The following is a 9642-nucleotide window of genomic DNA, read 5'->3' as shown; positions in this document are numbered from 1 at the left end:
GCCAATGCTCCGCAGTGGCTCCCTCCTCCGCCTTGCGATGCACGCACCCAGACGCCGCGGCCTGATCCGACAAAATCCAAGAGACAGACCCTAGGTCGCCGGGCGCGTGGCTCACGGCAGCAGCGCCCTGGTGAGCGCGGCGACGTAGGCCTGCCCGGCGGCGTTGGGGTGCGTGGCGTTGGTGTCCGGGGCCGGGTCGAGGGGCTCGACCCAGCGGACCCCGGGCGGCCGGCAGGCGTCGTGTCCGAGGGCGTCGCCGGGATTGCTGAAGATCGCCCGGTGGCCGGCAGCGGCCTCGCCGAGCACCGCGTTCATCCGCTTCTGGAGACCGTACGCATAGGGGACGTCGCCGCGGGCGATCGGCACGTCCGGCCAGCACCCGGTGGTGGGCGGCAGCACGGACAGATAGCCGACCAGGACCACGGTTGCGTGCGGGGAGCGCGCGTGGACACCGTCGAGGACGCCCTCGATCCTCGGGCGCGTCGCGTCGATCGCGGCGACCGCCCGGTCGGTCCCGCTCGCGGTGTAGGCGCGCTGGCACGGGTTGCCCTGCGGGTCGGTGCTGCCGATCGCGGCGCAGGCCGCCAGAAGGCCGCTGAGCGCGTCCATGGCGCCGATGGTCACCGTGACCAGGTCGGTGTCGGGCCCCAGCGCGTCGAACTGGGGCGGGTTCACCCCGCCCGGCACCGGCTCCGGGACGGTCATGCTCAGGGTCGTGGCGTCGCCGCAGGTGACGTCGACGAAGCTCGCCGGGCCGAGCGCCGCGGCGAGGCCGTTCGGGTAGTTGTCGCGGGCGCGGCCGCAGCCGGCGGGCGTGCCGTCGTTCTTGGACACGGTTCCGAACGCCGCGTAGGAGTCCCCCAGCGCGACGTAGTGCTCGTACCCCCCGATCGGCGCGGCGGCGGCCGGTGCCCCGCCCAACGGCCCGCCCGCCGCCACGACGGCCGACGCCAGCGCGGCGGTGAGCCAACGGGCGGTACGGGGAACGCCGCCCCTCGGGGCGCCCGGGTGACGTCGCACGGCTGCTCCTCGCATTCTTCCGGCCATCAGCAGGATTGTGCGCGAACCACCCGGTCGGTGCCCGTCGGGGCGGCCGAACCGGCGCACGGGCCCCGGCGGCGGGATCACCCGTCCGGGGTGGTGCGCGCGCCGCCGCGGTCGGTGATCGTGGGGGACGAGGGGGACGGGCGGCGGCGCCGCCCGGCGGTTCGGCTACTCCCCCCGGAGGCGGGCGATGGACGACTATCCGCTGTTGAACATCTTCCTCACGACCATGTGGATCTTCCTCTGGATCCTCTGGTTCATGCTCCTGTTCCGGGTCTTCGGCGACCTGTTCCGGGACGACACGGTGAACGGCTGGGGCAAGGCGGGGTGGTGCGTGTTCCTGATCCTGCTGCCGTTCATCGGGGTGTTCGTCTACCTGATCGCCCGGGGCAAGGGCATGGGGATGCGCGAGGCGGCGCGGGCGAAGGAGGCCGAGGCGGAGTTCCGCACCTACGTACGCGACGCCGCCGGGGCGGAGGCGAAGCCGGCCGGCACCGCCTCGGAGCTGGCCCGGCTCGCGGAGCTGAAGCAGAACGGCTCCATCACGGAGGAGGAGTACCAGCGCGCCAAGGCGCTCGTCCTGGGGTGACGCCGCAGGGGCTCAGCGCTCCGCGTCCCCCGTGCCCACCGGCGCGGGGGACGCCGGCGCGGGGGTGACGGGGTGCGCGGGGGCGAGGAACTCGCGCAGGGCGAAGGCCGCCAGCACGACCACGGCGAACCAGAACACCACCATCCCGGTCGGGTGGTCCCAGAGGACGAAGACCACGGCGGCGACGACCAGGATCAGCACGCCCAGCCACCGCTTCCAGCGCCGCACGAAGCGCTCCACCGGCCCGGCCCGGAAGCCGACCGAGTCGGCGGAGGAGCGCAGCGCCGCGACCCCGTGCCCGGCCACCGAGCGCACGGTCACCGCGGCGCGCGAGGGGCCGGCGAAGAACGCCCCGACCACGACGACCACGGCCAGGAAACCGATCATCCGCACGCCGGAGCGCAGGTAGTCGACGAGGGCGTCGTAGACGGCGCCGGCGGCGGCCTGCGAGGCGTCGGCGGGCAGGTGGTCGAGGAAGTAGGAGCGGAAGACCGCCAGCGCGATGCCGAGCAGCAGCATCGCCGCCCCGATGCCCAGGGCGGCGCCGATCAGTGCACGCCGCCGGTTGAAGGCGGTCAGCACGCCGGCCGCGGCGATCAGCACGGTGATGACCGGCAGCCACCAGCCGAGGATCTGCAGCAGCCGGAACCCGCCCTTGATCTTGGCGAGGTCGGGCGAGGAGAACACCACGAACGAGGTGTGCACCTCCGGGATCTTGGCGGCGGGCGCGAAACCGGCGTTGACCAGCTCGGTCTTCACCCGTTCCACCATCGGCCCGATGTCGATCACGACCTCGTCGTTCTTCAGCACCACCGCGCCGCCGCCCTGGCCGGTGAGCGCCTTGACCATGGTGGCGTGCCCGGCCCGCACGGCCTCCTCCCACACGGTGGCGAAGGCGTCGCTGGTGACCACCCGTTCGGCGGCGCCGTGCACGAGGTCGGTCAGCGCCCCCTCCAGGGGACCGGTCAGCCCGCCCAGGAGCTGGGCGAGCCGCGGCGGCACGCCCTGGTCGGCGGCGGCCTGGGAGAGGTCGTTGACGACGGCCTTGACGTCGATCTGCTCCGTCGTGGCCTCGGTGATCCGGTCGGCGAGGGCGTTCTGCACGGCGGGGTCGTGGGCGAGCGGTGCCATCGTGGCGACGAACCGGTCGGTGTCGGTGATCTCGTCGTGGGCCCAGACGGCGATCACGGCCAGCAGCGACAGCACGGAGGCCACGATCACCAGGACGGTCGCACCGGTGGTGCGCAGCCGGTGGTGCTGCGGCGGCCGGCGCCGGGCCTCGGCCTCCAGCTGGGCGACCCGGTGGTGGAGCGCCTCCAGCTCGTCGGACTCCGGGCGGCCGGGCCGCGGGTCCTCGGGCTGCGGTGTGCTGGGATCGGCCGGTGGCATGCGGGCGGCTCCTCGCTCTGGGCGAACGGCGGTGTCGAGGCGGCGTTGTCGAGGCGGCGGCGGAACGACGGACCGCCGTCGACACCAGCCAAGGGCCCGGCGGGCCGGACGGCGACCCGGATCACCCCGAACAGGTGAGCCGCCCGGCACGGGCGGCGGGTTAGCGTCGCCGAGGGTCGGCTCCACGACAGCACCCGGAGCCGGCTCCCGGCCGACGCCGTCGGCCGGCCCTCCCCGCGCACAGGAGCCGACGTGAGCAGCGAACCCGAGACGCCCGGCGGACTCGACGAACCGGGCCCCATCGACTACCTCGTCATCGCGTTCCCCGGCAGCCATCTCACCGGCGAGGGGCTTCCGCTGCTCGTCGACCTGGTCGAGCGCGACATCATCCGCGTCCTCGACCTGACCTTCGTCCGCAAGGACGAGGACGGCACGGTGGCGGGCCTCGAACTGGCCGACGTCACCGGCGACGGCCGCCTCGACCTCGCCGTCTTCGAGGGCGCCTCCTCCGGCCTGTTCGGCGAGGCCGACCTCGCCGAGGCCGGCGCACTCCTGGAGCCCGGCGACTCCGCCGCCGTCCTGCTCTACGAGAACCGCTGGGCGGCGCCGCTGGCCGGCGCGCTGCGCCGGGAGGACGCCCGCATCGTCGCCGGCGGGCGCGTCCAGCTCCAGGACCTCCTGGAGGTCCTGGACGCGCTCGAAGGATCCGACGCCGCGGGCTGACCCGCGCCCCTCACCCCCAGCCCGCGTCCCTCACCCCCAGCCCGCGCCCCTCACCCCCTCAGGAGGAAGCCATGCCCGGACTGCTCCGCGGAGTCGCCCGTACCGCGGTGGTCGCCGGGACGGCCACCGCCGTCTCCAACCGCGTCTCGCGCCGCCAGGCCGGCCGCTGGGCGCAGCAGGACGCCCAGCAGGCCGGCTACTACGCCGAGCCCGCCGCGCCCCCGCCGCCCGCCGCACCGCCCGAGGCCGCACCGGCGGCCGCCCCGACCATGGAGGAGAAGCTCGACCAGCTCAAGGACCTCGCCTCGCTCAAGGACCAGGGTGTCCTGACCGAGGAGGAGTTCGCCGCCCAGAAGGCCCGGATCCTCGGCAGCTGACCGGGAGGCGCGGTGAACCGCTGGAAGCCCTTGGTCGTGCTCGGCACCGCCCAGTTCCTGATGGTGCTCGACGCCTCGGTGATGAACGTGTCGATCAGCCAGCTGGTGGAGGACTTCGACACCGAGGTCACCGCCATCCAGGCCGTCATCACCCTGTACACCCTGGTGATGGCCGCGTTCATGCTGACCGGCGGCCGGATCGGCGACATGTTCGGCCGCCGCCGCGTCTTCGTGGCCGGGCTGGTGGTGTACGGGGTCGGCTCGGGGCTGACCGCGGTGGCCCCCACCGTGGGCGTGCTCGCGCTCGGCTGGTCCGTCATCGAGGGACTCGGCGCCGCCCTGGTCCTGCCCGCCCTGGCCGCGCTGGTGGCCGGCTCCTACCACGGACGCGAGCGGGCGGTGGCCTACGGCGTCATCGGCGGCCTCGCGGGTGCGGGCATCGCGGTGGGGCCGCTGCTCGGCGGCTGGGTCACCACGTACCTCACCTGGCGGCTGGTGTTCGCCGGTGAGGTGGTCCTGGTGGTCATGATCCTGTTCCTGATGCGCTGGGTGCCGGGGCAGCCGCCTCCGCAGCGGCGGCCGAAGCTCGACGTGGCGGGCGTCGTGCTGTCGGCCTCCGGCCTGGCCGTGATGGTCCTGGCCGTGCTGCAGAGCGGCACCTGGGGCTGGGTGAAGCCGCGCAACCCGCCGTTCACCGTCCTCGGGTTCGCCCCGACGCTGTTCGCCGTGGCCCTCGGCGGCGCACTGGTCCACGCGTTCTGCGTCCACGAGCGCCGGCGGGAGGACAAGGGCCTGGACCCGCTGGTCTCGCTCGCGCTGTTCGACAACCGGACGCTGCGCGCGGGGCTGGTCACCCTCTTCAACCAGAACACCGTGCTGCTGGGCCTGTTCTTCGTCATCCCGCTCTACCTCCAGGTCGTCCAGGGCCTGGACGCCTTCGAGACGGGCCTGCGGCTGCTGCCGGTGTCCGTCACCATGCTCGCGGCCTCGATGTCCGGCTCCCTGCTGCTGCGCTTCGCCTCGCCCCGGACCATCGCCCGGGCCGGGCTGCTGGTCCTGGTCGCCGCCACCCTGTGGCTGATCGCGGCGATCGGGCCGGAGCTGCGCGGCGGCTCCTTCGCCGGGGCGATGGCGCTGCTCGGCGTCGGCATGGGGATGCTCGCCTCCCAGCTGGGCAACACGGTGCAGTCCAGCGTGCGCCAGGAGGAGCGCAGCGAGGCCGGCGGCCTGCAGTACACCGCCCAGAACCTCGGCTCCTCGCTCGGGACGGCGCTGATCGGCGCGATCCTGATCGGCGCCCTCGCGAGTTCCGTCACCACCCGGATCGAGGACGACCCCCGCGTCTCCGCCGCCGTCGCCGAGCAGACCGCCGTCCGGGTGGAGGCGGGCCTGTCCTTCGTGCCCGCCGACGACGTGGCGACGGCGCTGGCCGCGCACCCGGAGGTGCCGCCGCAGGAGGCCTCGGCGCTGGTGGAGAGCTACCGGGACGCCCAGATCGCCGGGCTCAAGGCCGCGGTGCTGGCCTGCACGGGCATCACCGCCGGCGCCCTGTTGTTCACCCGCCGCCTGCCCTCCGCCCGCCCGCCCACGGGCAGGGACGGCGGGCCCGGCACGGAGGAGTAGCCGCCGGCCGACGCCTCTCAGCGGCGTCGGTGGGCGAGAACGGCGAACATCGTGACCGACAGGTGGAACGTGCCGCGCCCGGCGGCGGCCGTCAGGTCCTCGTAGAGCGCGTCGCGCTGCGCCCCGGTGATCAGCCCCCGCTCGACGGCGGCCGTCCCGAGCCCGTGCACCAGCGGCCAGGTGACGGAGCGCGGGTCGTGCAGCAGGACGGCCGAGCCGAACGCGTCGACGGTCAGCCCCGCGCCGGCCTCCCACTCGCCGAGGCGGCGCCCGGCGTCCGGGGTGGCGGCGGCCTCCTGGACGACCGTGGACAGCGCGGCCCGGACGTCGGGGGAGGCGGGGTGGATCACGAAGGTGGCCCAGTCGGTGTCCAGCAGGGTGACCCGGCCGCCGGGCCGCAGCACCCGGGCCATCTCGGCGACGGCCCGCGCCGGATCCGTCAGGTGCTGCAGGACGCGCTCGCACCGGACGGCGTCCGTCCCGGCGTCGGGCAGCGGCAGCGCGAGGGCGTCGCCGTCCACGAACCGGGCCGCGCTGCCGGCGTCGGCGGCGCGCCGCTCGGCGAGGGCGCGCAGGCCGGGGTGGGGTTCGATGCCGAGCGCGCTGCCGCCCGGCCCGACCGCCGCGGCGAGCACCTGCGTCTCCGAACCGGTGCCGCTGCCGACGTCCAGCACCCGCTCGCCGGCGGCCACCGCCAGCCGCTCGTGCGCCCAGGCGCGCAGCTGCCGCACGCCGGGGTTGGCGGCCAGCGCGTCCAGTGCGGTGACCAGCCGTTCGGTGAGCGCGGGATCGGCGTTGGCCGGGTGGAAGGCCGAGGTGGGGCGCGGGTCGGTCATGGGGCCCACTCTAGGGACCTCGCCGGCTGCGGACCGGCGGCTCGCCACGGCCTGGCACGGAATCAATCCTCCGTACCCGAGCCGGTCTTGCGTCCCGAACCGTTCCGTTCCGCCCTATCGTCCTGGGCGCCCGGCGTCCGTATGATCTGGGCTGCCCGCCGTAGGGGACGCCGGTGGGGGAGCGGGGCCGGGAGGGGCCCGGAGCCGTCCCTTCGGCCGCGACCGCGCCACGGCGTCGTTGCGGCGGAGTCGTTCCACGGGGAGTCGTTCCAGGGAGGGCAGCGCGGTGCGGTTCGCGGGTGTGGGTGTGACGCGTGAGGGCTATCGGATCGCCGTACCGGGAGCGGTCGAGGTGCTCGAACGCTGCGGCGTGGAAAGGCCGGTGGCCCGGCTGGCCGAGCTGGCGGCCCGGACCCCCGGCGGCCTCACCGTGGTCGTCGACAGTGCCAACGGCGTCCTGGACGCGCCCCTCGGGGCCGCCGGGATCCCGGTGCTCCGCGCCGATCCGCCGTTCCCGGCGGACGGCGGCGCCGCCGCGGAACTGCTCGCCGCCCTCGGCCGCTCCCGCTCCGAGGCCCTGACCGCGCTGCCCCCGGCGGGGTGGACGATGAGCGGGCGCGAGGCGGAGATCGCGGCGGCGGACCGCTCCAGCGCTGCGGTCGAGCGGCAACTCGCGGCAAGGGGAGCCGTGTTGACGGGCGGCGCCGAGGCCGGTCCGCTGGTGGCGCTGACCTTCGACGACGGCCCGCACCCGGAGTTCACCCCGCAGGTGCTGGACGTGCTGCGCCGCCACGACGCCCCGGCGGCGTTCTTCTGCATCGGCCTGAACGTGCTGGCCCACCCCGAGGTGGTGCGCCGGATCGCCGACGCCGGCCAGACCCTCGGCAACCACACCTGGTCCCACGCCTATCTGCCCGACCTGGGCCCGGTCGGCCTCGCCCGCCAGCTCGGCCACACCCGCGAGGCCATCGCCGAGGCCTGCGGCGACGACCGACCGGTCCGCTGGCTGCGGCCCCCGTACGGCGGACGCAGCCCCGAACTCCTGCGCGCCGTCGACGCGTCGGGGCTCATCACGGTGCTCTGGGACGTCGACGCCAAGGACTGGTCCCGCCCCGGCCCCGACGTCATCGCCGAACGCGTCCTGAGCCAGGTCCGCCCCGGCTCGGTGATCCTCATGCACGACGCCGGTGACGACCGTTCCCAGACCGTCGCCGCCCTTCCCGCCGTCATCACCGGCCTGCGGGACCGCGGCTACCGCCTGGTGAGCCTCGACGAGTTGCTCGCCGCCGTCCACCCCGCCGCCGCCTGACCTGCGGCGGCGCGTCCGGGCCCACCGCCCTGGCGCAGGGCCGCCCGAGGGGCTGCCGGCGCCGGCCTCACCGGCCGGAGGCCGCGGCTGCGGCCGCCTCCGCGCCCACCGTCCCCGCCCCGCGGACCGCCCGCACCCGGCGGACCACCTCCGCCAGGTACCCGCGCAGCTCGGGCGGCGCCGGACGCCGCTCCTCGTCGAGGTCGCTCATGGTCCCGGTCTGCCCGGTCTGCCCGGTCTGCCCGGTCTGCCCGGACGGCGCGGACCGGTCGGGCCGCCGCGAGCGTGGCGACCCGTCACCGGCCCGGACGGCGCCGGCCGACGGCCCGGGGGCGTGCGCGGCCGACCCGCAGACACCCCGTGCCCGCCGGATCGGGAGGCCTGAAAATATGAGGATGTGACGGTCGGTGAAGAGGCCCTATGCTTCGTGCGTTCACAGACTCTTCGTACAGAGCAGGTTCTGCCGGATGAAGCTTCCCCGGGTGTCCGCCGTCGTCGCCGCCGCGGTCCTCACCCCTGCCGTCCTCTTCCCGTCCTCCGCCTCCGCCGCCGACGCTCCGGCCCCGGTCGGCGTCTCCGGGCCCGACACCGCCTCCGAGGGGGGCACCACCCAGGAGGACCTCGACCGCGCCGAGATCCGGAAGATCCTGGCGGACCCGGCGAGCGGGATCTCCGTGCGGGAGGCCGCCGAGCGGGCCCTCGCCGCCGGGACGGCCGCCGACCTGCGGACCTTCCTGGAGGAGGGCCTCCAGAACGCCCGGGTGACCGACGACCGCGTCCGGGCCTTCCAGATCCTCGCCGTCGGCGGCCCGGCCGTGAAGAAGGCCGCGACCGCCGCGCTCCGCGGCAGCTACGCGGACCTCGTGCAGTTCCTCAAGGAGGGTCAGTACACGGCCCGCGCCGAGGACGACCGCGCCGAGATCGAGCGCATCCTCGCCGACCCGCAGACCGGCCGGGGCGTGCGGGAAACCGCCCAGCGGGCCCTGGCCGTCGGCACCCCCGCCGCGCTGCGGCACTTCCTGGAGGTCGAGCTCGCCAAGCAGCAGGCCGACGACGACCGCGTCCTGGTCACCCAGATCCTCTCCAAGGGCGGTCCCGCGGTGAAGAAGGCCGCGTCCGCCGCGATGTCCGGCAGCTACGCCGACATCGTGCAGTTCCTCAAGGAGGGTCAGTACACGGCCCGTGCCGAGGACGACCGTGCCGAGATCGAGCAGATCGCCGCCGACCCGCAGACCGGCCGGCACACCCGCGAGGCCGCCCGGAAGGCACTCGCCGGTGACGCGGCCGGCCTGCGCCGCTTCCTGGAGTCCGAGCTGGCGGCGGTGCGGATGAGCGACAACCGGGTGAAGGTGTCGCAGATCGCCGAGACCGGTGGCCCGGCCGTCCGCAAGGCCGCGCTCGCCGCCCTGGACGGCGACGACCAGGCCGTCCTGGCCTTCCTCGACCGCGGCTGGGCCGCGGCCCGTGCCGAGGACGAGGCCGCCGCCGCGAAGCCCACCACCCAGCCCACCACCCGGCCGACCGAGCGCCCGGCCGAGCAGTCCACGGCCACCCCGGCGCCGCAGGCCACCGCGACCCCCCAGGCCGCGCCGGCCGGCCAGGCCCCGGTGGTCCAGGCCGCGGCCCGCACCACGACCTCCACCGGCGGCGGCGACACCGCCGCCCGCCCCGGCCAGCTCGCCGCCACCGGCGCCGAGGGCCTCGGCTGGGAGGCCGGCGCCGCCGCGGCGGCCGTCGCGGCCGGTGCGGGCC

At 75.5% G+C, this 9642-nt stretch carries 10 protein-coding genes; 6 read left to right on the top strand and 4 right to left on the bottom strand.

Annotated features, from left to right (window positions below; translation table 11 throughout):
* Positions 1–111: 111 nt before the first annotated feature.
* Positions 112–1020, bottom strand: coding sequence for an SGNH/GDSL hydrolase family protein (locus ACFXAM_RS35670; RefSeq protein ID WP_380297725.1), 909 nt, complete (start codon positions 1018–1020; stop codon positions 112–114).
* 214 nt (positions 1021–1234) lie between these two features.
* Here ACFXAM_RS35670 and ACFXAM_RS35665 point away from each other — a divergent pair, with 214 nt between their 5' ends.
* Entirely contained in the window at positions 1235–1633 is a 399-nt protein-coding gene (locus tag ACFXAM_RS35665; protein ID WP_380297723.1) for an SHOCT domain-containing protein, read from the top strand.
* 12 nt (positions 1634–1645) lie between these two features.
* Here ACFXAM_RS35665 and ACFXAM_RS35660 read toward each other — a convergent pair whose 3' ends face one another.
* The gene (locus ACFXAM_RS35660; RefSeq protein WP_380297722.1) at positions 1646–3022 is read right to left on the bottom strand and encodes a hypothetical protein; all 1377 of its coding nucleotides are present in this window, start codon (positions 3020–3022) and stop codon (positions 1646–1648) included.
* Between the two features lie 252 nt (positions 3023–3274).
* On the opposite strand from ACFXAM_RS35660, the gene ACFXAM_RS35655 reads away from it, so the two are divergent.
* The 3 genes from ACFXAM_RS35655 to ACFXAM_RS35645 all read left to right on the top strand — a co-directional run bounded on the left by ACFXAM_RS35655 (position 3275) and on the right by ACFXAM_RS35645 (position 5745).
* Positions 3275–3745 (top strand): DUF6325 family protein, encoded by a 471-nt coding sequence (locus ACFXAM_RS35655; RefSeq protein ID WP_380297720.1) that lies wholly within the window; start codon positions 3275–3277, stop codon positions 3743–3745.
* Between the two features lie 71 nt (positions 3746–3816).
* Positions 3817–4122 (top strand): SHOCT domain-containing protein, encoded by a 306-nt coding sequence (locus ACFXAM_RS35650; protein ID WP_380297719.1) that lies wholly within the window; start codon positions 3817–3819, stop codon positions 4120–4122.
* 12 nt (positions 4123–4134) lie between these two features.
* Positions 4135–5745, top strand: coding sequence for an MFS transporter (locus ACFXAM_RS35645; RefSeq protein WP_380297717.1), 1611 nt, complete (start codon positions 4135–4137; stop codon positions 5743–5745).
* 17 nt (positions 5746–5762) lie between these two features.
* Here ACFXAM_RS35645 and ACFXAM_RS35640 read toward each other — a convergent pair whose 3' ends face one another.
* Positions 5763–6581 (bottom strand): methyltransferase domain-containing protein, encoded by an 819-nt coding sequence (locus ACFXAM_RS35640; protein ID WP_380297715.1) that lies wholly within the window; start codon positions 6579–6581, stop codon positions 5763–5765.
* Positions 6582–6882: 301 nt separating this feature from the next.
* Here ACFXAM_RS35640 and ACFXAM_RS35635 point away from each other — a divergent pair, with 301 nt between their 5' ends.
* Positions 6883–7890, top strand: coding sequence for a polysaccharide deacetylase family protein (locus ACFXAM_RS35635; protein WP_380297713.1), 1008 nt, complete (start codon positions 6883–6885; stop codon positions 7888–7890).
* Between the two features lie 67 nt (positions 7891–7957).
* Here ACFXAM_RS35635 and ACFXAM_RS35630 read toward each other — a convergent pair whose 3' ends face one another.
* A complete protein-coding gene (locus ACFXAM_RS35630) occupies positions 7958–8101 on the bottom strand; it encodes a hypothetical protein (RefSeq protein ID WP_380297712.1) in 144 nt (47 codons plus the stop codon).
* Positions 8102–8357: 256 nt separating this feature from the next.
* On the opposite strand from ACFXAM_RS35630, the gene ACFXAM_RS35625 reads away from it, so the two are divergent.
* Positions 8358–9642 (top strand): ALF repeat-containing protein (locus tag ACFXAM_RS35625; protein ID WP_380297710.1); only part of this gene is annotated, 1285 nt, incomplete at its 3' end.

Origin of the sequence: Kitasatospora sp. NPDC059462 (assembly GCF_042749955.1) — a bacterium.
Classification (GTDB): domain Bacteria; phylum Actinomycetota; class Actinomycetes; order Streptomycetales; family Streptomycetaceae; genus Kitasatospora.
This window is presented reverse-complemented; position numbering and strand designations above follow the sequence as displayed.